Raw genomic sequence first — 25453 nt, forward strand, 5'->3', positions numbered from 1 at the left:
AAGTTGTGGCACGATTCTGAGCTTTATGATGGCTTCTGCTGCCATTTTACAACATAAAAAGATCTATTAATTAACAACAATGTTACATTTAAAACACTCCGCAACGGGTTTTATGACTGCAAAGTCACCGCGATGTCTTTTAAATTGCACGGATTGTGAACAGCGTCACGGGAGCAGGCGAAGAGGTTTTGCACTGCCTGTGCAGATGCTCGGGCATGATGTAAGCCACATCCACACCAGAGGCAGGTCGGGCATGCACGCAGCTATGGTTCCTTATGAGCGAGGAGCGGACAGCGCTCAAAGATCAATCTCATACTCAATAGCCTCTTTAATTTTCGCCAGGGCCTCGCTCAGCTGATTCATCGTGACTGAGCCAAGAGCAAGACGAATAGCATGCGGCACACAGTTTGAGGTGCTAAAGGGTTCTGCTGTGGAAACAGAGATATGTTGCTGCATCAATCGGTAAACAAGCCTGTCAGCCCTCACTTCCTGAGGAAGTGATAGCCAGATAAAGTAAGAGTCGTCATGGCTTACCCATTCACAGTTCACAAGTATTTTGCGCGCCAGCGCCTGCCGGTGACGCGCGTCCCGTCTTTTCAGCGCCTCAAAGCGTTTAAGTGTGCCATCTTTAATCCAGTCGCAGACAATCGAAACCATGAGGGAGGGAGTATTCCAGGTCGTTGCCCTGATGGCTCGCTCCAGGGCGATTCGCATTTCAGCGGGACACACCACGGCACCGACGCGCAGGCCAGTGGCAACACTTTTAGCAAAACCGGTAACATAAACGGTTCTTTCGGGCGCATAAGTGGCAAGCGGCGGCGGTGGACGACGGACAAGAAATGCATAGGCCGCGTCTTCGATGATAAGAAGATCGAACGTTCTGGCAATACGGGCCAGCTCCCTGCGCTGGGCATCATTCATAACCCAGCCAAGCGGGTTATGCAGTGTTGGCATGGTATACACCGCGCGCAGGCGCCTGCGTTGGCAGATTTGCCTGAATGCCGTCAGGTCCGGTCCACTGGCATCAGCGGGTATTGCCACCAGTTCCAGATGATAGAGAGTGGCCAGGGCTTTGAAGCCAGGATAGGTCAGAGCATCTACAGCCACTACATCCCCGGGTTTTAGCAGCCCCATGACAGCAACGCTAAGACCATGCTGCGCGCCATTTACAATTAAAACCTCATCAGCAGATGCGGTCAGGCCGGAGTTACTAAGCCACAGCGCGATTGTCTCCCTGTCGCTTTGCCTGCCAGCGTGCGGCTGGTAACGCAACAGTGAAGCCAGATCGCCAGATGTGGCCAGCTGTCGCATTGCTTCGCGTAACCGTTCCGCCTGGTCCGGTAGCGAAGGATAGTTGAAGTTCAGATCGAGCACGTCAGACGCCACTGCGTGCTGATCCAGACCCAGCCCTGCGGGCAGCGAAATTTCCCTGACAAATGTTCCTCTTCCGGTTTCTCCGCTCACCAGCCCCATGGCCTCCAGCTCTGCGTAAACACGGGTAGCCGTTGCCAGCGACACGTGCTTTTCAGCCGACAGCGCTCTGTGGGTAGGCAGGCGGGTGCCCGGCAGGAGCGCGCCTCTTTGTATCGCGGAAGCGAATTCATCCACGATGACTTTGTATCGAGCTTTCATGAATTGTATCTATGACAATTATTTGATTGTCATAGATGCTGTTACTTAGCATGGGCGCTGTCAACGTTATCAGTTAAATCATTTTTCGAACTTAATGAGGTCATTTGTGACAGCTACCAGGGTAAAAAATACACATACTGGCCTGAAGTCAGGTTGGATGAACGGGCTGGCAGGCGTGATCATCTTCAGTGGCTCTTTGCCCGCAACACGCATAGCAGTGCGGGAAATGGATCCCTTTTTTCTGACTTTTTCACGCGCTTCAATTGCCGGTGTGCTGGCCATTATGATGATTCTCTTTTTGAGTCAGGCTCGTCCTCAGCGACATCAGCTGATTTCTCTGGTTGTCGTTGCTGCAGGTGTAGTGGTTGGTTTTCCTCTTCTGACAGCCATGGCGCTGCAGCATGTTACCTCCGCTCACTCTATTGTCTTCCTCGGTCTGTTGCCCCTCGCGACGGCTATTTTCGGCGTTGTCAGAGGAGGCGAAAGGCCCAGGCTGGCTTTCTGGGTTTTTTCTGTTGCCGGCAGTCTGCTGGTGATAGGATTTGCCCTACTCCAGAAGGGTTCTGTATCAGTAACCGGCGATCTTCTGATGCTGGCTTCCGTGGTTGTGTGTGGCCTCGGCTATGCCGAAGGGGCAAAGCTTTCGCGTGAATTGGGAGGATGGCAGGTTATCTGCTGGGCACTGATTATTTCCCTGCCGTTGATGCTTGTTGCCACCCTGGAGACCTTGCCGGAGCGCATTGGCGAAATAAGCCTGCAGGCGTGGCTTTCACTGGGATATGTATCGCTATTCAGTATGCTGATTGGTTTCATTTTCTGGTACAGGGGACTGGCTGCGGGCGGCATCGCCGCTGTGGGACAATTACAGTTGCTGCAGCCATTCTTTGGTCTCGGACTTTCAGCAACGTTACTGTCTGAAACGGTAAGGCCGATGATGATTCTCATAACACTGGGCGTGATCCTGTGTGTCGTTGGCTCGCGCAGGTTTGCAGATTAGTCCTTAGCCTCCTGTCGTCTGGATTTACGTAAGTGTCCGCGTTGGGCAAAAAGTGAACCACAATATGCGACGATCAGCCTGATTCTTAATACCGGTACAGTTCATGCTATAAACGATGAAACTTTTCATTCACCGACGATTGAGGGAATTTTCATGTTTGCGGTTGAGGAAATAAAAAAGAAGTATCCTGGCGCAGATGCCTGGCAAATGGGTGACAGTGCGGAACTGGCCAGCAAGCTGGCGGAACTGGTAAAAAAAGGCATCAAAACAGCTTCCTGCGGATCGTTTACCGCTTACCAGCAGGAGGAGTCTGCTCCGAAGATTGGGAGCTATAACATTATTCTTGATGGTCAGAATACCCCGGTCTGTGTGATCAGATTGATTTCACTGTGGCTGGTGCGTTTTTGTGATGTTACAGAAGAGTTTGCCCGCAAAGAAGGTGAAGGCGATTTAAGTCTTGAATTCTGGCAGAAAGAACACCAGCGCTTTTTTAGCCGTGAAGGTCATTTTTCAGAAGATATGGAGTTGATTGCTGAAGAATTTGAAGTGGTGGAAGTGCTGTAAGATCAGGCAAAAGGTCAGCATTTTATCGGCGGCCATCAATAATAATGTCCGCTTTTAGCCTACAGAGGACTTAGCACAAGTCCATTTCTGCTATGAGCGCGAAGCGGTCATCCGCTGTTTATCGACAAAAATGCAGGCTTATAGCGTGGTTGCTTATTTATCAATGGGAAGCTGGTTTCTGTACATCTGTTGCTGTGTATGAATCGTAAATACATAGTTTAAACCGAATTGCATAGTGCTTGTTCCTGTACAAATCCCATCGCATTTATTGTGTAGCAATAAAGCTTTCATTTCATATAGTTGGATGGTCAATTTTCGAAACTCAGCAGGTAATCGAATGATCTTAAGTGTTAATCACGTTGGTTTTTCAGTTAAAAACATTGAAGACTCCGTGTTCTTCTGGACTCATATCCTTGGAGGTGAATTAATACGCGAAGGAAAAATGTCTGGACCCATAATCGATGAAGTCACAGGTGCAAGGGGAGCTGATGTACGGATGGCTTTGCTTGAACTGGCTGGTATCAAAATTGAATTACTACAATATAGTAATATAGAGCAGCCAGCAGAACCTTCAGCACCTTATATCCCAGGCTACGCTCACCTTGCTTTTACAGTTGAAGATCTTGATACACTGTTGAGCAAAGCATCGGACTATGGCTGGAAGACGCCGGGTAAACCTCAGACAGTGTTGACAGGCCCCATGAAGGGAACCAGAGTAATATATTTACAAAGCCCTGATGGTCAGACGCTTGAATTAATGGAGCTTAGTCATTTAAGCCCATAGATTATCATCTGTTATCCTCTAATTAAAACAGTGACGTTTTCGATGTCCGCTTCTGACACACAGCCGACAACAATCGCTTTACCCGGCAGGCCATAGAAGATCATGAACCGATCTGTTTTGCAAAAACACGGCGATTAGCACTACATCAGTGAGACATGCTTCTGCTTTAAAACCATGCGCAGCTCTTTATCAGGCTCGCCATCGACAATCAGCGTACTGGCCAGATCCAGATCCCCAATCGCGAAGGCGGAGGCGGAATTGAGTTTCTCTTTTGACACCATGACAACGGTCTCGGCGGCTCTCCCCGCCAGCGCGCGTTTTATGCCGGCCTCTTCATAGTTGCCGGTCGTGAGACCGGCGGTTTTATGCACGCCGGTAACGCCCATAAAAAACAGATCAGCATTAATACGCGCAGCTGCCTCATGAACAGCCGATCCCACCGCGACCACCGAGTGGCGATAGAGCAGCCCGCCCAGGGTTATCACTTCTACCCGCGGAAAATCCACCAGCGCAACTGCAATACCGGGGCTGTGGGTGATCGCCGTGAAAGCCAGGTCTGCTGGTAGCAACTGCACCAGTTCTGCTGTGGTGGTTCCGCCGTCAATAATCACCACCTGACCGGGTTGAATCAGCTTCACCGCCTTTTGCGCCACACACTGCTTGGAACTCATTTGCACGTTTTTGCGTTTTTCGAAGGATGCCAGCGCGGCTGACACCGGCAGCGCGCCGCCGTGCACGCGCTGTAACAGTCCTTCAGCGGCCAGCTCCCGCAAATCGCGGCGTATTGAGTCCTCGGATATACCAAAACGCTGACTGAGCTCACCTGACATCACCTGATTTTCAGCCGCCAGAATCTTCAGAATCTGTTGTTTACGCTGGCTCGATAGCATAATTACCGCTCACGTTTTTTCTTGAATTTGCACGATTATGCATGATAGCGTCTGTTTTGTCATCTTCAGGAGGCAAGCTATGCAGCAGAAAATACGCAATATCCGTGAGCAGCTGTTGTCCGACAACTGGTACACCCTGAAAAAGTACACCTTCGAATTGCAGCGCCGTGACGGCTCGTGGCAAGAGCAGCAGCGTGAAGCGTATGACCGCGGTAATGGTGCCGTCGTGCTTCTGTATAACCGCCAAAAGCGCAGCGTGGTGCTAACCCGCCAGTTTCGTTTGCCGATTTTTATTAATGGTCACCACGGTTTTTTGATTGAAGCGGCTGCCGGGCTGCTCGATAACGCTTCGCCGGAAACCCGCATTGTCGCGGAGGCAGAAGAAGAAACCGGTTACCGGGTGCAGCATATTGAAAAAGTCATGGAAGCCTTTATGAGTCCGGGTTCGGTTACCGAGAAACTCTATTTTTTTATCGCCGAATATGCTGATGACGATCGCCAGAGCAAAGGCGGTGGCCTTGCCGATGAGGGCGAGGATATTGAAGTACTGGAATGGCCTTTGACTCAGGCCCTGAGCGCAATTCGCAGCGGGGAGATTATGGATGCGAAAACCATAATGTTACTGCAATACGTTGCCATGAATGTCCATTTTGAGGAGCCAATACCATGCTGATCCTGATTGCCGGCCCTGTGCGCAGCGGCACCGAAGGAGACCCGGTCTTAATTCACGCCAATATACAAAAACTAGACGAAGCCGCACTGCAGGTTTATCACAGAGGCCATACGCCGCTGATTGGAGAATGGCTGGCATTACCTCTTGCCGCCGCCGCAGGTTCACAGGCAATCGGTGATGAAATCAGTGAGACTTATCTTTATCCGGTTGCACATCGGCTGATTCAACATTGCGACGCGATCTTACGTATGCCGGGCGCGTCGCAAGGCGCCGATAACGATATACGGATTGGCAGAGAACGCGGGTTAAAAATTTATACTCACATAGATGAGATTCCGATCGGGTGATTATGCTTTCACTGGATGGCGACGATGCCAGCGCGGCCATTCAGGCTTATGGACATTTGGCTTGTCGCCGTCATTCAAACACGAGTATTTTTCGCGAATAAAACAAACTCATTGATGCTGGGGAAATATGCCACTATTCCTGATGGCGGTTTCTCTGCATCGTCTGTTGCAGTGATTCATAACTTACCGCAGCGATGTCGGCTGCTGGCACACAATGAAGGCATTATTTATGAGTGATTCTGCATCTACATCCATCGGTCTGCTGCTGTTCCCTGCGCTTACGCAGCTTGACCTGACCGGTCCGTTTGAAGTCTTTGCGCGGGCACCAGACACGAAAGTGCATCTCATCTGGAAAAATCTGGAGCTTGTGGTGTCAGACCGGGGGATGGCGATTCAGCCAACCACCACATTCGACACGTGTCCTGCGCTGGATATCATCTGTATTCCCGGCGGGCCGGGGCAGATAAACCTGATGGAGGATGAAGAAGTCCTTTCGTTTATCCGGGCTAAAAGTAAACAGGCGAAGCTGGTAACGTCAGTATGCACCGGATCGCTTGTGCTGGGCGCGGCCGGTCTTCTTGAGGGATATAAAGCGACGACGCACTGGGCTTCGCTGGATCAGCTGGCGCTATTGGGCGCAGAGCCGGTAAATGAGCGCGTTGTACGCGACCGCAATCGCATAACGGGCGCCGGTGTGACTTCAGGTATCGATTTTGCCCTCAGCGTCGTATCAGAGATGTTCGGACCGAATATCGCGCAAAACATTCAGCTGCATATGGAATATGACCCTGCCCCGCCCTTTGACTGTGGCTCGCCCCGCTCCGCATCTGAAGAACAGCTGAAAAAAGCTCAGCAACAGGTTGCGCCATTTATTGAAAAGCGGCGGCAGGCGACGCTGAAAGCCGCAGCCAGACTGCAGAAATAACGGGCCGGCACGGAGCGGACTTCCCCACCGACCGATGTCCTTTATGAGCGAAAAACGGACCTACAGGTAACAGTGAATAGGCTTCGGTCGTCATAAATTTATTTTGCATTAAAGAACGTGCCCTTCAGAAATTACACCGTTACGTGGCTTGCGATGATAGGGTAACATTCTTGCCACATTAAGAGGAAAAACGAATGATTGTAAGGACCTGGCACGGTTGTGTTCCGCTCAAACACGCTGAAGATTTTGCGAAACACCTTGAGAAGACAGGTGTGGAACATTCACGAAGCATTGCCGGGAATATAGGCGCTTATGTGCGCAGGGAAACACAGGGCGACTGGGAGCATTTCTTTCTGGCAACTTACTGGAAGGATCTGCAGTCAGTAAAGACCTTCGCGGGAGAAAACTATCACGTGGCAGTGACGTATCCGGACGACGAACAATTTGAGTTACTTTCCGATCCGTACGTTTTTCAGCACACCGTGGAAACCGTTTTACCGCTTTAGCCCCCTTTCAGGGCGACTTAGCGGTGATCCTGATGCGTTTCTAAATTAATACCAGGCGTCAATGTCCGCTTTGCGCGACGAGCGGACATTTCTCTCAATAGTCACAAGCCGGCAGATGCCCCCCTGGGTTCAGAGGATGAGCAGTGGAATGCCCGCGTTCAGAGTGAGTCCCAGACATGTCCGGCTTATTACATTACTGATATTTCAGAAATGAGGTGATGGTTAAGATTGCCGCCTCGTTCTATATTTCAATAAGGCAACACATACTATTAAGGACATCTGTCATGCTCACGCAACGCACGCTTAAAACAACCTTTGCTCTGATGATTGGTTTCGCCGTTTTTGTTGCACCGGCTTATGCAAACCCTGGCAATGGCAATGGCAATGGCAATGGCAATGGCAATGGCAATGGCAATGGCAATCACGGTAATAATGGCGCGCACGGAAATAAAGAGCAGGGTTACGCATCGTCGAGAAACGAACATGGACATCGCAAGAACGCCCGACACCCCGATCATGTTCAATCTGATATCAGCTTCTCTCAGGCACGAGCGCTCGCCGTCAACTATGGCCTGGTAGGCTATCAATCTCTGCCGCCGGGAATCGCTAAGAAAGTGGCGCGTGGGAAAGCATTGCCACCGGGTATTGCTAAGAAAAATTTGCCAGCATCGATGATAAATGCGCTGCCTCATTACCCCGGCTACGAGTGGCGCGCGGTTGGAGATGATTTAGTGCTTATTGCGTTGAGCACAGCAGTTGTGACCGCCGTGATTAACGGTGTGTTCAACTAACCACAGACTGCAAGCCCGGCTAAAAGAGATCGCCGGCAAAGTCATGTATACGCAAACAACCTGTTTCCCGAATTGCTTGCAAATCAAACGGATGATGTCCGCTTTTCGCTCAAAGCGGACATCGGTCTGTTCGTCAATTCGTTCTATGGCAAAAGCCGATGTTTACGATTATCCGACTCAAATGCCCCCAGACGAAACTCACATAGTGCTGTATTTAGCGGCTATTTACTGAGTGGGAAAAGGTGAATCAAATTAGCGGCCAGGGGATAAATACCTAATGATCGCGTTGAAGCCCTGAGGTCGTCAATGGAGGCGCCTTCTTTCGGCATGCTTCCTCCCCACACCGTAATTCCTTCCGAAAGATGTGACGGACGCTGCTGGCTTTCGTCACTGATTTCAACAGTTTCACCATTACTTAGTGTGATAATCAAAGACGCAACATCCTGTGTTTCGGATGTTCCATTTTCTTTTTTAAGTGTAATTTTCATTAGCATTTTCTCCGTGATGATAATTTATATAACTATAATACCAGGTGTTTGGCTCTCTCACGCTTATTACATTAATGTTGTGTCCCCTTCTCGCTCATAGCGGATATTTGCGAACTATAAAAATGATAATTATAAAATTGGTTATTACAAAGTTGAATAATCCGTTATCTCTTTCATACCTAATAAATAACTTTAGCTGAGGAGGAATGATGTCAGACGATGGCCAAAATGCCTCGAAGCTTGATATCTCTCTGCTGCGTCGGGTGATTTTTGTGCGGCTTCGTGCCTTGAGAAAGAGATGCTGCGCATGTGCATCAAACTGGATAAGCAGTGGGCAAATCTCTGCCAGATTTACGCTGATATGGCATTAATGTGGTCATGCAAGAGATAGCCAGCCACAGACAGGCAGTTTTCGTTCTCCCTCTTCCCACCGCCTGAATGTGTCTTAGCTCTTCTGAGTTACCTGAATTTCAGGGTTTCAGAATGACTTTTGTCCAGCCATTATCACGATCATCAAAATGCTTATAGCCTTCGGCAGCGTCTGCCAGAGCAAGTCGATGCGAGATGATCTGCGCCGGATTGGCTCTGCCCTGATGGATAAGCCTTGCGAGCTGGCGGTTGTACGCTTTGACACTACACTGACCGGTCTTGATTGACTGACCTTTAAACCAGAAATTCCCAAAATCGAAAGGCACTTTACCCTCTTTGGCCAGGTCGGTCGCGCCTCCGGGATCCTGCGGAACAAAAACGCCGACCGCACCGATGCCGCCCGTGGCCTTGGTTGACGCGACAAGGCTGTTAAGCGTGGCAGAGTTATCCTCGTGGCCATGTTTATTGCAACATTGATACCCCACACACTCGCAACCGCAATCCGTGCCGCGCCCGTCGGTTAACTCGAGAATTTTGTTTACTGCCTCATCGCCCACACCATTGATCGCTACTGCACCCAGTTGTTCGGCCAGCGCCAGTCTGTCCGGATGGGTATCAACCACAAACACCTGCGATGCGCCTTTAATCATGGCCGAGTGAGCCGCCATCAAGCCGACCGGACCTGCGCCGTAAATCGCCACACTCTCTCCGGGGCGCAATCCTGCCAGTTCAGTGGCATGCCAGCCGGTGGGGAAGATGTCGGAAAGTAAAACGTAGTCCTCCTCTTTTTCTACCGCATCCGGCGGCAGCACCAGACAGTTAAAGTCAGCATAGGGAACACGCAGTAACTCCGCCTGTCCGCCATCCCATTCGCCCATTTCAGCAAAGCCATAGGCGGCCCCGGCCGTACCCGGATTTGCCGTCAGGCAATAGCCGGTTAACCCTTTCTCGCAATTTTCACAGAATCCGCAGCCGACATTAAAGGGCAGGCAGACATAATCGCCAACTTTAACCCGCTCAACCGCGCTGCCGATTTCAATGACCTGCCCCAGATTTTCATGGCCAAAGATGCGACCCTGTTCGAAGCTGGTTCGTCCTTCGTACATATGCAGATCCGAACCGCAGATATTGGTGGTGGTAATACGGACAAGCACATCGGTAGGACGAACGATTTTAGGATCCGGAACCTCTTTGACTGAAACGTCAAAAGGTCCGTTATAGACAACTGCTTTCATGATGTTCTCCTCACGTGCATGATCAGTTATGAAGGCTGCGGCTGCGTGACGCTTTGCGGTCGCCTCCCTCTCAGTGATGCTGCTTTTTCAATCAAACGGCTTGATTGAATGTGTAAGTGTAGAACAGCGCATGAAGTCGCCCGGGGGCATTAATATTATGTAACTCTATGAATTGTAAGCACCGTTTCGCTAAACGCCCTTTATCTCCCCCTTCTTACAGGCCCCTGGCGCACCACACCGCTACGCTGACTTAGCCTTGCGCTGAATCCCGTAACCGCTATTGCCCTCAACCTCCGCCCTGCTATTCCCTGCTTTTTATCCAGCGACCCGGTGCGGCGCTGTCCGGACTGGCGTTTATCCTGAAGGAAAAGCGCACCTTGCTGAGTGCCGCGGCTTTCATCATTATTTTTCTGCATTTCATCCTGAATGCAGTATTTGCCGTGCGCTTATCGTCATTGATTTTTCCTGAACCCCGACGCACTTCCAGCATAAGCAGGCGCTTTTATTAACACATAAAAAAGCCCACTCCAGGGTGGGCTTAAGCGTACATACGGTGACCAGCGTCATGCAATTAATCAAATATACCGGAGGGGCAGTAATTGCCTTCCCATCCAACTATCTTAGCGCCTGGATCCAGATCTCTCACCGATACGCTATCCCCGCCAAATTCTGAGCCAGTGACGACGATATCGTAATCATGATTTGGCTGAGGAATGAATCTGGTGGAGACAGATCGTTCTGTATTTTGGTAGTAGCCCGGCTGAGTCCAGTAATGAATTATACTTATCAGTTGCCCCGGCTTGATCGTAAATTCATTTATGAAAGCCCCTTTATTGTTACTTGATTCTGGCATTCCGATTTTTTTATTTCCTGACACAGGAATACCGAGAATAGCCAGACCAGCCGTAACCCGGCGCTCTAAAACTTTTTTATAACAGCCACTCGGCTGTTTTTCGTAAAATTGCAGGGCTGTATTGCCCTCAGATGCAGCACGAACCCTGGCTGCATCTGAACCTTTATAGTCTTCCAGAGAAGGCCTAAACCCAGCCGAACATCCACTTAACAACGTTACTATTATTCCTGTAATAACCAGTTTTCCATACATGCACATCTCCTTACGTTTCTGTCGCTCCTGTTTTTATCGGCCTGTGGGTGTGAAATCTTTAACAGAAATTAAGCCAGCCATCCGGGGATAATCTGTCCCTGAGATACCTGCCTGACATCTGAACAATGTCCGCTCCCGGCACCAAACGGCCCTCCCCCTTGCGAACTCCGTTATCAACAACGCGCTGCCATCATAGCTAAAGCAAAGCATCAGGTGATTATTGAGACTTAACCTGTTAGTTTAAAACGATGAAAACTTGCTCAGCCCTGTCTTCCGCAATCATTATTATCACCTTGCAGGTTAAGGTGGGATAACGTTTGCCATTTTCCCGCCGGTAAGGCGGGCCTTACCGGTAATCAACCAGTGAGGTCAGTTATGAACACCACCGATGTCGCATCACCTGAAAAAGCCACGCTTCACCTGTTATGTGGAAAAATTGCGTCGGGTAAATCTACGTTATCCGCAAAATTAGGCGCTGCACCGCGCACTCTCATTATCAGTGAGGATCGCTGGCTTGCAGCGCTCTATGCCGATGAAATGCACACGGTTGCGGATTACGTGCAGTATTCCTCTAAGCTCAGAAATGCCATGAAACCGCATCTGGTGTCATTACTTAACGCGAGGATGTCGGTAGTCCTGGATTTTCCGGCTAATACACCCGCCAGTCGTGAATGGATGATGAGTATCATTAAAGCATCAGGGGCTGCTAACCACCTGCATTTCCTTAACGTCCCTGATGAGGTGTGTAAGAGCCGATTACGTGCCCGTAACGCAGCCGGCACTCACGATTTTGCCGCTTCAGATGAACAGTTTGAAATCATAAGCCGTTATTTCTCAGCACCAGCGGCTGATGAAGGTTTCAATATTATTGAATACCGCTCTTAAGCCGCCGGGTTGCGGCTTATGACGTACTAATTCCATGACGCAGCCGGATTCTGCGCCATTAAACGGCGCCCGATAACGGCGCCGTTTGCTCATCAAGGCTGGTTACCCCTCTCCCCTGCCGATTTGCCAGATGCCGGTTGGCGGGGTGCCGTTGACTTTCCAGTCACCGATGTCGCGCGCTTTGTAGATCACCGGGTTATGCGACGAGACGGTGCGCGCATTGCGCCAGTGACGATCCAGCGCTTTGCTGACGCGCGTATCCGACGCGCCAAGCGCATTAAACAATTCGGTGGCAGCACGCGGTACCAGCTCGCTGGCGATCACCTGCGCCTGTCCGGCCTCGGCTTCCGCCAGGTTGTTGATGGCGGCGATGGCCGCTTCATCGGCACTGACGTGCGCTTCATACGCTGATTGCAGTGAATGGGTAGCGCGAATCACCGTGGCTTCGACGGCAAATGCCAGACTGGTGATCTCGCCTACCACCTGCAGCACCTGCGCATCCTGCCGCGAGGCCGCTCCGTTGCCGTGACTGTAAACGCGGTTGCGTGCGGCAACGGCTGCCGCGCCGTCCCGCGCGACCGCGCGCGCAATGCCCGCCAGCGTCGCCAGCAACACGTGCTGGTAATACGCGGTCTGATAACGGAAGCGCGTGGCAAAATCATACACGTGCTGCGTCTCCACATGCGCGTGCTCGAAGCGTGTTGTGCCGCTGCCGGTCAGGCGCTGGCCAAATCCGTCCCAGTCATCTTCGCGCGTAACGCCCGGCTGATGCGTATTCACCAGCGCGATCACGTCACCCTGATTGTCATCGCGGCGCGCGTAAACATCTATCCAGTCGGCGAACAGCGCACCGGTACTGTAAAACTTCTCGCCATTCAGCGTCCAGCCATTGGCGGCAGGCGTAACGCGGGTGATCACGTCGCCCAGCCTGACGTTGCCAATCTCCGTCCAGCCGCTGCCCACCAGCTCGCCATCAACAAAGCGGCGAAACCACGCGTCGCGCTCCGCATTGTCCGGCTGGTTGAGCCGGTCCTCGACAAAAGCAAAGTGCGCGCGCAGCGCCTGCGGCAGGTTGGAATCCGCTTCCGCCAGTTCAATCAACAGCTGAAACAGCTGCGGCAGCGAGGCGCCCCAGCCACCTTTTTGCTGTGGAATACGCACCGTGCCAAAGCCGGCCTCCTTCAGCCACTGCAGTGGTTCATAAGGCAAGGTACGCGTACGCTCGCGTTCCGCCGCGCCCGCCGCGATGCGGGCAAACAGCGGTCGGAAGTGCGCCGCCAGCGTGTCATAGTCAGTACCGGTAGAGAGAATGCTCATGTTTTACTCCTGAGGGGAAAGGTCGTCGATGTCGTGGCGGGTCGGTTCGTGACGCACCGCCAGCAGGAAAAAGATCGGAATGATGGCGGCCAGCGATACCACCCAGAACATGTTGGTGCCGAGCGCCGCCTGCAGAATCGGCAGAATGAACAGCGCCAGCGCACTGCCGATGCCCGACAGCGCACGGCTAAAGCCGACGCCGGTCGCGCGAATCGAGGTGGGATACGAGAGCGCCGGATAGACCATCAGCTGTGCGCCCGGCCCGAATCCTTCGGCAAACAGCCACAGTCCGAGCATCAGCACCGCAAACACGATGCCCACCAGCGCCTGCGGGTGGCCAATCAACGCCAGCGCCACCAGAGCAAAAAACTGCAGCGCAAAGCCAGCGATCGCCACGTGGCGTGACGGATATTTCCACGCCAGGCGCATCCCCAGCAGCCCGCCGGTAAAGGCAAACAGCGCGTTCAGCCCCAGCGAAGCTGAGATGGTCTCGAACACACCGGCACCGAGAAATTGCGCCAGTATCGACGGCAGGAAGAAGGCGATGGCGGTGTACTCAAACGAAATACAGATATTCATTACGCCGGCAACGAGGGTGCGTTCACGCCACGGCTTCTGGAACAGTACGCGAAAACTCACCTTCGGCGCCGCCGCCGCGGGTGGCGTTTCCGGTTCTGCTTCGTGAGCATGAATACCGTACGAATCACGCAGGATACGCACCGCCGAGGTCAGATCGCCCTGATTCGCGGCCCACAACGGTGATTCATTCATGAACTTACTGCGCACCGCGATGATCAACAGCGCAGGTACCGCGCCAAACAGCAGCGAGGCGCGCCACAGCCAGTCGAGATGATCTTCAGGCAGCAGAAAATAGAGGCCAAAAATCAGCAGGAAACACACAGTGGAAGCCGCATACCACATCGGGCACCAGGCCGCGAGCCGTGCGGCTTTGTTACCTTTGCCAGCGAATTTAGAGAATTCCGCCAGATAAGACATCGCCACCGGCAGATCGATGCCCACGCCAATGCCCATCAGGAAACGCGCGCCAATCAGCACCCAGACGTTGGGTGCTAAGCCCGCCGCAATCGCCGATACGACAAAAAACAGCATGTCGGCCATGAACACCGAATAGCGGCCGTACTTATCCGTCAGCCAGCCACCAATCAGGTTGCCGACAATGGTGCCAACCATGATGGATGAGGTGACCAGCCCGGTGGTGAACGGCGATAGCTGGAACTCGCGCACCACGTCATCGATGCCGTACGACAGTGTGGTCAGGTCGTAGGCGTCGAGGAACACGCCACCCAACGCGAGAAACACAATCATGCGCGCATAGTTGTTTTTGCTACTGCGGGTGTTGATCAGCCTTGCCACATCACTGACCGAACGTACCGGTTGCGAAGCCGGCAAGGTGTTTTCTAAAGGAAGAGTACTCATAACGCCTCACGTCTGTTTTTGTTGTGCAGGTGAGGTGGTTATAAGCGCTTTATGCAGGAAACCAAAGCAACAATATTTGCTATTAATTACAATATAATCAATAAGATAACAAATAAATCAACACTAAAACCCGGACGCGCAATGCGGGTCCGGGTAGCGTATTCGGCAGTAAAGTTATTCAGCTGAAACCGGCACCAGCACGCCTTTGACCAGCGGGTCATCGGTGGTTTTTAGCCACTGCTGTACGCGCGGATCGGCGAAAGCCTGTCTGAGTTTGACGATGTTCTCCTGCTCCAGGTAAGGCGTACCGATCACCAGCTGCGAGGCAAAGGTGCGCGGCGCGGGCGGGAACAGAATACCTTTGTCACGCGGGACTTTACCGGCGTCAAACTGCGACACATAACCAATTGCCGCATCGACCGAATTAAGCGCCCGCGGCATGGTCAGCAGATCCAGCTCTTTGAACACGAAACCGTGCGGATTACCGACAATGTTTTTCAGTTTGGCGGTGCGCGGTTCTACCGTTGGATCGAGGGTGATCAATCCCTGACGCGCCAGCAGCCAGAGCGCCTGGCCCTGATTCGCCCCATCGTCGGGCACCACAATGGTTGCGCCCTGCGGTAAATCCGCCACCGAGTGGTAGCGATCGGAGTAAATACCAAAAGCCCACTGGAACAGAGGCAGGCTGGAAGTGAGCTGGAAGCCGTTAGCATCGACCACCTGCTTCAGCCACCACTGATGCTGATAGACCGTCGCAGCATACTGCCCTTCTGCTACCGCACGGTCCGCCTGCACCGGATCCTGCACACCGACCGCCTCCAGCTTCAGGCCGTAGTCCGGCGCGATATGCTCACCCACATAGTCGATCAGCTTCTGTTCACCGGCCATTGCCGGCTCATAATGCACTTTCAGCGTGGTGCCAAACACTACCGCCTGCGGCTGCTGGCTGCGCCAGAACCAGCCAGCGGCGGCCAGCAAAATGACCACTATAATCAGCAGCAGCCACGGCCAGCGGCGTGTTTTACGTAATTCAAACTCTTGTGTTGTCATAACGATGTCCCCTGAGGATGGCGCAAGGCCGCAACCAGCCGGTCGCCGAAAAATTGAATGGTCTGAATCAGTGCAATTAACACCACGATGGTGGCGATCATGATGTGGTTATCGAACCGCTGATAGCCATACACCACCGCCAGGTAGCCAATGCCGCCAGCGCCAATGGTGCCGGCGATGGCCGAGTACTCAATCATGGAGATCAGGTTGAGCGTGATGGCTGCGACAATCGCCGGCAGCGCTTCACTCAGCTGGGCGGAGCGGATGATCTGCCAGCGCGACCCGCCGCACACCAGCCCTACGGCGGTAACTTCTCCGGGCAGCTCGCGTAATGCGTTGTCGACCAGGCGGCCAAAGAAAGGAATCCCGGCGGCGATCATCGGTACCACCGCCGCCGGAATGCCGATGGTGGTGCCGGTGAGCCAGAAGGTAAACGGAATGATGGCCGCCATCAGCACCAGAAACGGTAACGAGCGCCCCATATTGACGATCCAGCTCAGCACCCGATGCACACCGCGCTGCGGAAACAGTCCGCGCGGCGAGGTGTTAAACAGCACCACGCCGACCACGCCACCGAGGCTCACCACAAACAGCATCACGATGCCGACCATCAGCGCGGTTTCACCCAGCGCCGGCAGCATTAGTGCCGGAATTTCAGGCCAGGGTGTGTCCTGGCTTATCACGGATACGCTCATACCGCCTCCCGTAACGGCGGCACGCTGACAGCAACGCTGGCCGCCAGGCCATACTGCTCAAGCTGCGTCAACAACCGTGCCAGCGGCACCTGCTCCTGCTGAAAATGAATGCCCACCTGCAACCGTCCGGCCTGGATGCCATTGACCCGCTCGACATGCGCACCCAGCAGATCCACCTTTAAAGCGAACTGCTGGCTGATGCGCGAAATCCAGTCGCTGGCCACCGCGACATCGGTACGGTAGCTAAGCTGCAGCACCAGTCCGGCATCACTGACTTGTGCCGTCAGCGGCAGCAGCCGCTGGCCGAGCGCGCTGTCCGGCTGTGCCAGCAGCGCACTGACGGTGCCATACTGCACTATCTCTCCATCGCGAATCTCGGCAACCGCATCCGCCGCCTGACGTACGGCATCCATTTCATGGGTGATTAGCACGATTGCCAGCCGGTAGTCGTCACGCAGTTTTTTCAGCAGCTCAAGGATGGTGACCGTCGCTTCCGGATCGAGGCCGGAGGTGGCTTCGTCGGCCAGCAGTACAGAGGGACGCAGCGCCAGCGCGCGGGCAATACCGATGCGCTGCCGCTGCCCACCGGAGAGTTGGGCGGGAAAGGCGCTGGCTTTGTGGCTCAGCCCGACACTCTCCAGCAGCTCGCCGACGCGGGCGCGGATATCGCGCTCGATCACGCCAAGATAGCGCAGCGGCAGCGCGATATTTTCCCAGGCACTTTTACGCTGCAGCAGCGCGGAAGACTGAAATACCGTGCCGATGGCCCGGCGCGCGCGGCGCAGCGCTTCGCCATCCAGCCGGGATAAATCGCTGCCGTTGACCCGGATGCTGCCGCCACTCGGCTGCTCCAGCAGGCTGATGCATTTCGCCAGCGTAGATTTTCCGGCACCGCTCGGTCCGACCACAGCGGTGATGCTGGCTTCTGGCACCTGCAGCGTGATGTTTTTCAGCACGTCGGTGACGCGACCGTCCGGCGCACGGTAGTGCTTACTCAGGCGCTCGATTTCGATCATATAACCTCCTGCTGCTGCGCGCTGCGTACACGATAGCCAGCACCCGGATGCGGCGCGCTGAGCTGCGGCCCGGCGGCAAACAGCTTTTCGCGTAGCGTGCCCGCGGCGTAATCCTGTTTGTAAACGCCGCGTTTTTGCAGCTCCGGAATCAGCAGCTCGACCACATCCTCAAAGGTTTCATGGGTCAGCGCATACGCCAGGTTGAAACCATCCACGTCGGTCTCTTCTACCCAGCTCTGCAGCTCATCCGCCACCGTTGCCGCACTGCCCACCAGCAGCGGGCCAAAACCGCCGATGCCCACCCAGTCGGCCAGCGCTTTCACCGTCCATTGACGATCGGGATCGGCAGTAGAGAAGGTTTCAACCGCTGACTGAATGGCGTTGGTGTGCAGGTATTTAAGCACCTGGTCCGGCTGATATTGTCCAAAGTCGATGCCGGTCCAGCCAGAAACCAGCGCCAGCGCGCCTTCGTAGCTGACCCAGTTTTTATACTCCTGCCACTTCGCCTGCGCCGCCCGATCGGTTTCACCGACAATCACCGTCTGCAAGTTGAAGATCAAAATACTGCGCGGATTGCGACCGGCTTCGGCTGCACGACGCCGGATGTCGGCCACGGTTTTCTTTAACAGCACTTTGGACGGCGCGGCGACAAACACACATTCTGCGTGCTCAGCGGCAAACTGTTTGCCGCGGCTCGATGCACCGGCCTGATACAGCACCGGCGTGCGCTGCGGCGAGGGTTCACACAGATGGATGCCCGGTACGTTAAAGAACGTACCCTGATGGTTAATCGGATGGATTTTGCCGGGATCGCTGAAAATGCGACGCTGACGATCGCGCAGCACCGCATCCTGCTCCCAGCTGCCTTCCAGTAGTTTGTAGACCACCTGCAGGTACTCATCGGCATAGTCATACCGGCTGTCATGATCGGTTTGCGCTTTATGACCAATGTTGCGCGCGCCGCTCTCCAGATAGGAGGTGACGATGTTCCAGCCAATGCGGCCTTTGGTCAGATGGTCCAGCGTCGACAAACGGCGCGCGAACGGATAAGGATGCTCAAACGACAGCGAGGCGGTTAAGCCGAAACCGAGGTGCTCTGTGACCAGCGCCATCGGCGTAATCAACGCCAGCGGATCGTTCACCGGCACCTGAGTGGCCTGGCGTATCGCCGCGTCACCGTTGCCGTTCAGCACATCGTAAATGCCGAGCACATCGGCTATGAACAGGCCGTCAAACTTGCCGCGCTCCAGCAGGCGCGCCAAATCAACCCAGTATTCCAGATCTTTATACTGCCAGGAGCGGTCACGGGGATGGGCCCAGAGTCCGGGCGACTGGTGACCGACACAGTTCATATCAAAGGCATTCAGGCGTATTTCGCGTTGCGATGGCATAGCAATCTCCATAGCGAGGCCGTGATCGTGCAGCGACCCGGCGTTCGTCAGTTAATTTTCAGGATGTTGAGTGTTCAGGAGGCGGAAGGGGGACATCGCTCAGCGTGAGCGACAGGCAATACCTTAAGAATTTCATCCGCTACGGCGGCCGCGTGATCGGCCACCTGCGGCAACCCCATCAGCTCGCCAAATCGGGCGCGCGCCGCCGGGCCCACGACAAACAGGCGTGCGTTGGGCTGGCCGTGCCGGTTGAGGGTGCGCGAGTGGTGATCCACATCAATGCCGAAGCCGAGCGCATCGGCGCGTATCAGGCCCTGCTCGCTGAGCGATTGCAGCAGCGGCTGGCTGGTCGTCAGCGCTTCATGTCCCGGTCCGGTCGTGACAATCAGTTTATCCAGCAACCGGGTGTGCGTTGTGCCGTCGCGCTGGCGCAGGGTGATTTCCAGCTGCTGCGCGTGGCTGCGTATCGTTTCCAGCCGGGCGGCCAGCACCTGCAGTGTGCCCTGCTGCTGTCGCTGCGCGATGACGGCGGCGACCTGCGGGGCAATGCGATAACGGTGCACATCCCACCATGAACGCAGATGACGCGCAAAGCGTCGCTGTTCAGGCAGCGGAAGTGACTGCCAGATGGCTTGCCCCTGCACACGCACCTCATCAAGCACACGCTGCCACGGCAGCTGCTGCGCGGCGGCGCGAGCGACTTCATTACGAATATGCCGCAGCCAGCGACGCGCGCTGGGCTGAGATTGCGCGCCCAGTGTCCACTCCGGCCATTCGCCGCTGAGATTGGCGCGTGACAGTTGTCCGCGCCGTGAGAACGCCAGCAGCGGCCCCTGATGCTGACGCGTCGCCAGCGAAGCCACCACGTCAGCCATGCTCAGGCCGGTGCCGACTATCGCCACCGATGCGTCAGGCTCAACATTATCCAGCACGCCTGGCTGCCACGGGTTAGCAATCAGCGCCGTATGGTCGGCAAACGGCTGTAGCATGCGTGGCAGCGACGGCGGTGGATGGCTGATGGCCAGCGCCAGGATGTCGCCAGTCAGGGTTTCACCGTTACTCAACAGCAGTTGTTGCCCTTCCCATGCCAGCGCACGCGCCTGAACGTGACGCAGAGTGACATGCGGATGCGCCTCAGCGGCGGCGGCAAACTGCTGCGCCAGATAGCGACCAAACAGCGCACGCTGCGGATACACCGCGCCATCGGCGCAGTGTGCTGCTGAGTCCAGTGAACATTCCGGCTGCTGACGATACCAGCGATCAAAGGCGCCCTGCTCTTCTCCGCTGAGCTGCATACGCGCAGCCGGCACGTTGATGCGGTGTGCCGGTTCCGGCGTGGAATAGGCAACACCGGCGCCGAGGCTGGCGCGCGGTTCGACCACTGTAATCAGTAGCGGCGCGAGCGACGTGCGGGCGAGGTGAATCGCCAGCGCTGTGCCGCTGAAGCCCCCGCCGACAATAATGATGTGCGCTGTTGCCATCGCCTTCTCCTGCATCAGCTGGCGCTCGTCTGTTTCGCCGATGGGCGCTTATCGCCGCCGATGGTTTCACCAAACGGGCCAGTGTTAATGGTACGGGCGCGCTGCTGCTGACCGTGGGCCAGCGGTAGCAGCGGCAGCAGCAATTCAGCCACGCGATGGGCCTCTTCCAGATGCGGATAGCCCGAAAGAATGAAGTTAGTCACGCCGAGCGCCTGGTATTCCCGAATGCGTTCAGCGACCTGCTGCGGGCTGCCCACCAGTGCAGTGCCGGCACCGCCGCGCACCAGTCCGACGCCTGCCCACAAATTCGGCGCAATGTAGAGATTATCGCGCGAACCGTTGTGCAGCGCACTCATGCGCGCCTGACCGGCGGAATCCATGCGGGCAAAAATCTTCTGCGCCTGAGCGATGGTGTCGTCATCCAGATGGGCAATCAGTTTATCCGCCGCCGCTCGGGCTTCTTCTTCGGTTTCACGCACAATCACATGCAGGCGGATACCGTATTCGAGTTTCCGGCCGCGTGACTCAGCGCGCTCACGTACGACCGCCAGTTTTTCTGCTACCTGCGCCGGTGGCTCGCCCCAGGTGAGATAGGTGTCAATCTGCTGCGCCGCCACGTCGATCGCTGCCTCCGATGAGCCACCAAAGTAGAGCGGTGGACCGTTTTCCTGCACCGGTGGAAACAGCACCTCAGCGCCTTCAACCTGAATATGCTCGCCCTGATAATCCACTTTTTCGCCGCGCATCAGCCGGCTATACACATCCAGAAACTCGCGAGTCACTTCATAACGTTCACTGTGGTTGAGGAAGATGCCGTCGCCTTTGTTCTCCACCGGATCGCCGCCGGTGACCACGTTAATCAGCAGACGGCCTTCCGACAGACGATCCAGCGTGGTGGCCATGCGCGCTGCCAGCGTGGGTGGCTGCAATCCCGGACGGACGGCGACCAGATAGCGCAGCCGGCGCGTCATGGGTGCCAGCGCGGAAGCCACCAGCCAGGAATCCTCACAGCTTTTCCCTGTCGGAATGAGGACGCCGTAAAAGCCCAGATTGTCGGCGGCCAGCGCGACCTGCTGTAAATAGGCTAAATCAACCGGGCGTCCGCCTTCTGTGGTACCCAGGTAGCGGCCATCGCCGTGCGTCGGCAGGAACCAGAAGACATTTATGCTCTCGTGCGCAGAATCGGCCATTATGCTTATCCTATATAACTTTATGAGAAAACGTTCATTCATAACTTTCTATTTGGTTATATAGGCGTAAGCGAAAAGCATGCCAGCTTTTAACGAAACAGAGATTGTGCATTTTCAGTCAGTTAGGTCATCAGAGCGCGTAATGTCTGTTGCAATTGCAACGCAACGCCAACAGCATTTGCTGCATATGCAACTGCTTATGCTTTTTTCCTGCTGTTCATTGCCACTTACCGGGTTTAGCGTGATGGCAGACCTTTACAGGAGCCACCCTCATGCTGACACCTTACAATCAACCGGATTCACCTCGCCTGGTCGACCCGGCATCGCTGGCTTTCCAGTCGCTGCTGGATAAATTCGCACCCACCGACGCCACGGTGCTGATTGTGGGCGAAACCGGCACCGGCAAAGAGGTGGTCGCGCGGTATCTGCATCACCACAGTCCACGCCGGCATGCCCCGTTTCTGGCCGTCAACTGCGGCGCCCTGACGGAAAGTCTGGCAGAAGCTGAATTGTTTGGACATGAGAAAGGTGCCTTCACCGGCGCGACTCAGGCGCACCCTGGCTGGTTTGAAGCGGCGCAGGGCGGCACGCTGCTGCTGGATGAGATCGGCGAACTGAGCCTGCCGCTGCAGGTCAAACTGCTGCGCGTCCTTCAGGAGCGTGAGATCACACGCGTCGGTTCACGCAAGGCCATTAAAATAGACGTGCGGGTTATCGCCGCAACCCATGTCGATCTGGCGCAGGCAATTCGCGAACGGCGTTTTCGTGAAGATCTGTTTTATCGCCTGAACATCGCCGTTGTTCCCCTGCCACCGCTGCGCCAGCGTCGCGAGGACATCCCGCTGCTGGCACAGCATTTCCTCTCCCTGTACGCACGCCGCCTTGGCCGTCCGGCGCGTCGTCTGTCGCCTGACGCGCTGGAAGCGCTGCGCGATTACAGCTGGCCCGGCAATATTCGTGAGCTGGAGAATACGCTGCACAATGCGGTGCTGCTCAGTCGCGATGAGACATTGACACCGACGCAGCTGCGGCTGGCAGGTTACAGTGAACGTGGATACAGCGAATCGGACGATTCGACGCTGGATAGTTTCCTGCGCCAGCAGATTACACGCGAACCGCAACAGCTGTTTGATCGGGTGATTCAGAGTCTGATCAGTAACGCACTGGAAATTGCGGACAACAATCAGACGCAGGCCGCCACGCTGCTGGGCATTAGCCGGCACACGCTGCGCACGCATCTGGCACAGATGGGCGTCATAAAAGGGCGGCGCAAGTCTGCCGTCATGGCCTTCGCGCACGCCAGCGGGGCCGCGCGCCCTGAACGCGAGTTGCGTATCGGCTATCAGAAATTTGGCAATCTTGGCGTGTTGAAAGCGCTCCAGACGCTGGAAAAGTGCTTTAACCAGCAGGGTATCAGCGTGGTGTGGAGTGAGTTTCCTGCCGGTCCGCAACTGTTGTATGCGTTGCAGAATAATGAGATTGATTTCGGCACCACCGGTGAGGTGCCGCCCATCTTCGCTCAGGCCAGCAGTAACGCCGTGACTTATATCGCCTGGGAGCCACCCGCACCGGGCAGCGTCGGGATTGTGGTGCCACGCGACAGTACTATCCACAGCCTCGCAGATTTGCGGGGTAAGCGTATCTCGGTCAATAAAGGATCGAATGTTCACTGGCTGCTGTTGCAGCTGCTTGAGGAAGCCGGCATCGGTCTGGATGAAATTAAAGTGGTGTACACGCCGCCGAAATATCCGCTCACAGCCAGCGATTATCTAGCCGTTGATGCCTGGATGATGTGGGATCCGCTGCTGAGTGCCGCAGAAAGCAACGCCGATTTGCGCGTGCTGGAGAAGGGCGAAGGCCGGGTGCGCAACCACCAGTTTTATCTGGCGCGCCATGATTATGTGCAGCAGCATGACGACATCGTGCAGCAGCTGGTAACGAGCCTGCAGCAAACCGGGACCTTTATTGATAATCATCGCCATGAAGCCGCCACTATGCTGGCGCAGGAACTGGGGCTGGAGTTCGCAGCCGTGGAACGTGCCTTATCCCGTCGCAGCCACCAGACGCGGGCCATGGTTTTCCACGTCATCAAAGAACAGCAAACTATCGCTGACCGCTTTTATGCGCTCGGTTTGATTCATAAACCGGTGCGCGTGCGTGATGCAGTGTGGCAGTCGCCCAGCCAGACGGCGCTTATGGCATAGCGGCTACAGTAAAAGTTATCCACGTTTTCTGTGGATAACACATTGAATATCGTCTGGCTAAATCCCCGTTTTTCTCACGGCAGCATGAGGATTTACTGTGAAACTCGGGCGATTTCAGCCTGAAATCCTGTAGATAAAAACCCTGTTTTCAAACAGTTAGAGGTGAAATCGCCATGGCGAACGTCGCCTGATTCTGGCAGATTTGGTTAAGGATTCCTCCTGCTGCTTTCACTGTTGCTTTCGCATCCAGCAAAGCTGGCTACCTTCAAAGCTTCAACCAGCGATGGCGCGGTTTCACCATATTATATTGAGGGATTGGCGATTTCAGCCTGAAATTCCGGCTAAGGTTGATTTGATTTCATGCACTTAGCGCTGAAAACAGGCTGGCGAAGGATGAAATTACGGGGGAGAAATCAGGTGGTGAAGTAACAATCTGTAGCGGCACGGTTCAGGTTGTACGGGATTGTGCTACTACAGATTGCTGGTCATCGGAGGTAAAGCGCTACTACTGATTGAGATACTTATTCAGCGTCTCGGTGATAACGCGATCCAGCTCTTCCTGTAATTCTCTGGACTGGCGGTTAAACTCATAGCTAAACATGCGTCCGCGCGTTTTCTTACGGGCGTAACGGTCTTTATCCGCGAAGGTCCACAGCGGTGTCGCCACCACTTTATCTTTAGCCGGCGCCTGCACCAGCGTCTGGCTGCCGTTACGAACCAGCCGCAGGATGCCATTCTTGACTTCGTCTTCCGCCAGGCCTTCACGCGCACAGACGCTGTCCACATCCATACCGATGGTTTCAATCAGAGCGTCTACCGTCTGACCGGTTTCCTGCAGTTTTTCGTAGGCCTGCAACAGCGTTTTGTAGTCAGGATAGGTCAACTCTGAATGGTTCGGGAACAGGGTGACTAGTTCCAGCGGCACACTGGCAGCCTGCAGCGCGCGGGTTACTTTTGCCTGAGACAGCCCTTCACTCTGCGCAATCTCTTTTTGCGACAGGCCGCTGTCTTTCAGGGACATCAAACGCATGCCGACTTCACGCAGATTATGCTCACGCGCGGTCTGGATATCCTGCGCCAGACGACGGGCTTCTTCGGCAGAGATGGCAACGTCGGTAACCAGCACATCCAGCCCGGTTTTACAGTGCAGCGCGGCCGCCCGACGACGCGAACCATCGAGGATTTCAATCCGATCGCCACGCTTCACGCCAATGGCCGGGAAGAACTGCTGCAGTTTAATGGTACGGATGATATCGCGCAGTGATTCTGGCGTGAGACCGGACTGGTCACGGCCGTTGGTTTCCATCACCACGTACGTTCTTTCTTCTATCTCTTTTGCGGTGATGTGTTCCAGGGTGAACACGGCGCGTTTACCGGTGGAAAGTATAAACGTTTGGGAGTGGCCATCCTCGCTAGGTTCATTTTGTAACGGGCTCTGGCTGAAGGTGCGGCCAATAGTGATTCTTTTTGCGCTCATAATA

General features: G+C 54.8%; 24 protein-coding genes. 10 read left to right on the plus strand and 14 right to left on the minus strand.

Annotated features, from left to right (window positions below; all coding sequences use genetic code 11):
- Positions 1-297: 297 nt before the first annotated feature.
- Positions 298-1632, minus strand: coding sequence for a PLP-dependent aminotransferase family protein (locus tag F3I21_RS10280; RefSeq protein WP_150058826.1), 1335 nt, complete (start codon positions 1630-1632; stop codon positions 298-300).
- A gap of 106 nt (positions 1633-1738) precedes the next feature.
- Here F3I21_RS10280 and F3I21_RS10285 point away from each other — a divergent pair, with 106 nt between their 5' ends.
- The 3 genes from F3I21_RS10285 to F3I21_RS10295 all read left to right on the plus strand — a co-directional run bounded on the left by F3I21_RS10285 (position 1739) and on the right by F3I21_RS10295 (position 3977).
- On the plus strand, positions 1739-2629 hold the full coding sequence (locus F3I21_RS10285) for a DMT family transporter (protein ID WP_370515617.1): 891 nt from the start codon (positions 1739-1741) through the stop codon (positions 2627-2629).
- Between the two features lie 153 nt (positions 2630-2782).
- The gene (locus F3I21_RS10290; RefSeq protein WP_058758914.1) at positions 2783-3193 is read left to right on the plus strand and encodes an ASCH domain-containing protein; all 411 of its coding nucleotides are present in this window, start codon (positions 2783-2785) and stop codon (positions 3191-3193) included.
- Between the two features lie 337 nt (positions 3194-3530).
- Complete coding sequence (locus F3I21_RS10295; RefSeq protein WP_150058827.1) at positions 3531-3977, plus strand: VOC family protein; 447 nt, start codon at positions 3531-3533, stop codon at positions 3975-3977.
- A gap of 140 nt (positions 3978-4117) precedes the next feature.
- Here F3I21_RS10295 and F3I21_RS10300 read toward each other — a convergent pair whose 3' ends face one another.
- The gene (locus F3I21_RS10300; RefSeq protein WP_150058828.1) at positions 4118-4867 is read right to left on the minus strand and encodes a DeoR/GlpR family DNA-binding transcription regulator; all 750 of its coding nucleotides are present in this window, start codon (positions 4865-4867) and stop codon (positions 4118-4120) included.
- A 79-nt stretch (positions 4868-4946) separates the two neighbouring features.
- Here F3I21_RS10300 and F3I21_RS10305 point away from each other — a divergent pair, with 79 nt between their 5' ends.
- The 5 genes from F3I21_RS10305 (at position 4947) to F3I21_RS10325 (ending at position 8109) form a co-directional block, all read left to right on the plus strand.
- Complete coding sequence (locus tag F3I21_RS10305) at positions 4947-5540, plus strand: NUDIX domain-containing protein (protein ID WP_150058829.1); 594 nt, start codon at positions 4947-4949, stop codon at positions 5538-5540.
- The gene (locus F3I21_RS10310; protein WP_150058830.1) at positions 5534-5887 is read left to right on the plus strand and encodes an NUDIX hydrolase; all 354 of its coding nucleotides are present in this window, start codon (positions 5534-5536) and stop codon (positions 5885-5887) included. The genes F3I21_RS10305 and F3I21_RS10310 overlap by 7 nt, the downstream gene beginning before the upstream one ends.
- Before the next feature lie 229 nt (positions 5888-6116).
- Positions 6117-6812 carry a DJ-1/PfpI family protein gene (locus F3I21_RS10315; protein WP_150058831.1) on the plus strand — a complete coding sequence of 232 codons (696 nt, stop codon included), beginning with the start codon at positions 6117-6119 and terminating at the stop codon, positions 6810-6812.
- A gap of 194 nt (positions 6813-7006) precedes the next feature.
- Positions 7007-7318, plus strand: a complete 312-nt coding sequence (locus F3I21_RS10320) for a hypothetical protein (RefSeq protein WP_088517478.1) — start codon at positions 7007-7009, stop codon at positions 7316-7318.
- Positions 7319-7602: 284 nt separating this feature from the next.
- A complete protein-coding gene (locus F3I21_RS10325; protein WP_150058832.1) occupies positions 7603-8109 on the plus strand; it encodes an anti-virulence regulator CigR family protein in 507 nt (168 codons plus the stop codon).
- Between the two features lie 221 nt (positions 8110-8330).
- Here the strand turns inward: F3I21_RS10325 and F3I21_RS10330 are convergent, their stop codons facing one another.
- The 3 genes from F3I21_RS10330 to F3I21_RS10340 form a co-directional block, all read right to left on the minus strand.
- Positions 8331-8597 carry a hypothetical protein gene (locus tag F3I21_RS10330; RefSeq protein ID WP_072208583.1) on the minus strand — a complete coding sequence of 89 codons (267 nt, stop codon included), beginning with the start codon at positions 8595-8597 and terminating at the stop codon, positions 8331-8333.
- A 470-nt stretch (positions 8598-9067) separates the two neighbouring features.
- Entirely contained in the window at positions 9068-10201 is a 1134-nt protein-coding gene (locus F3I21_RS10335) for a glutathione-independent formaldehyde dehydrogenase (RefSeq protein WP_150058833.1), read from the minus strand.
- A 571-nt stretch (positions 10202-10772) separates the two neighbouring features.
- Positions 10773-11306, minus strand: a complete 534-nt coding sequence (locus F3I21_RS10340; protein WP_058776167.1) for a hypothetical protein — start codon at positions 11304-11306, stop codon at positions 10773-10775.
- A 375-nt stretch (positions 11307-11681) separates the two neighbouring features.
- Here F3I21_RS10340 and F3I21_RS10345 point away from each other — a divergent pair, with 375 nt between their 5' ends.
- Positions 11682-12191 (plus strand): ATP-binding protein, encoded by a 510-nt coding sequence (locus F3I21_RS10345; protein ID WP_150058834.1) that lies wholly within the window; start codon positions 11682-11684, stop codon positions 12189-12191.
- A 102-nt stretch (positions 12192-12293) separates the two neighbouring features.
- Here the strand turns inward: F3I21_RS10345 and F3I21_RS10350 are convergent, their stop codons facing one another.
- The 8 genes from F3I21_RS10350 to ssuD form a co-directional block, all read right to left on the minus strand.
- On the minus strand, positions 12294-13508 hold the full coding sequence (locus tag F3I21_RS10350; protein ID WP_058776165.1) for an acyl-CoA dehydrogenase family protein: 1215 nt from the start codon (positions 13506-13508) through the stop codon (positions 12294-12296).
- Between the two features lie 3 nt (positions 13509-13511).
- Positions 13512-14945 carry an MFS transporter gene (locus F3I21_RS10355; RefSeq protein WP_150058835.1) on the minus strand — a complete coding sequence of 478 codons (1434 nt, stop codon included), beginning with the start codon at positions 14943-14945 and terminating at the stop codon, positions 13512-13514.
- A 174-nt stretch (positions 14946-15119) separates the two neighbouring features.
- Entirely contained in the window at positions 15120-15995 is an 876-nt protein-coding gene (locus F3I21_RS10360; protein WP_058780977.1) for a MetQ/NlpA family ABC transporter substrate-binding protein, read from the minus strand.
- The gene (locus tag F3I21_RS10365) at positions 15992-16690 is read right to left on the minus strand and encodes a methionine ABC transporter permease (RefSeq protein WP_104093475.1); all 699 of its coding nucleotides are present in this window, start codon (positions 16688-16690) and stop codon (positions 15992-15994) included. The genes F3I21_RS10360 and F3I21_RS10365 overlap by 4 nt, the downstream gene beginning before the upstream one ends.
- Positions 16687-17706, minus strand: coding sequence for a methionine ABC transporter ATP-binding protein (locus tag F3I21_RS10370; protein WP_150058836.1), 1020 nt, complete (start codon positions 17704-17706; stop codon positions 16687-16689). Before F3I21_RS10370 ends, F3I21_RS10365 begins: the two co-directional genes overlap by 4 nt.
- Positions 17703-19097, minus strand: a complete 1395-nt coding sequence (locus F3I21_RS10375) for an LLM class flavin-dependent oxidoreductase (protein WP_150058837.1) — start codon at positions 19095-19097, stop codon at positions 17703-17705. Before F3I21_RS10375 ends, F3I21_RS10370 begins: the two co-directional genes overlap by 4 nt.
- Positions 19098-19171: 74 nt before the next feature.
- Positions 19172-20578: an FAD/NAD(P)-binding protein gene (locus F3I21_RS10380; RefSeq protein ID WP_150058838.1), complete on the minus strand. Its 1407-nt coding sequence runs from the start codon at positions 20576-20578 to the stop codon at positions 19172-19174.
- Positions 20579-20592: 14 nt separating this feature from the next.
- Positions 20593-21768 (minus strand): FMNH2-dependent alkanesulfonate monooxygenase, encoded by a 1176-nt coding sequence (gene ssuD, locus F3I21_RS10385; protein ID WP_058758931.1) that lies wholly within the window; start codon positions 21766-21768, stop codon positions 20593-20595.
- A 272-nt stretch (positions 21769-22040) separates the two neighbouring features.
- Between ssuD and F3I21_RS10390 the strand changes: the two genes are divergently transcribed.
- Positions 22041-23972, plus strand: a complete 1932-nt coding sequence (locus F3I21_RS10390) for an aliphatic sulfonate ABC transporter substrate-binding protein (RefSeq protein WP_150058839.1) — start codon at positions 22041-22043, stop codon at positions 23970-23972.
- 505 nt (positions 23973-24477) lie between these two features.
- On the opposite strand, the gene F3I21_RS10395 is transcribed toward F3I21_RS10390, so the two are convergent.
- Positions 24478-25449 (minus strand): ParB family protein, encoded by a 972-nt coding sequence (locus tag F3I21_RS10395; protein ID WP_150058840.1) that lies wholly within the window; start codon positions 25447-25449, stop codon positions 24478-24480.
- Positions 25450-25453 lie beyond the last annotated feature (4 nt).

Origin of the sequence: Pantoea sp. B_9 (assembly GCF_008632015.1) — a bacterium.
Lineage (GTDB): Bacteria > Pseudomonadota > Gammaproteobacteria > Enterobacterales > Enterobacteriaceae > Pantoea > Pantoea dispersa.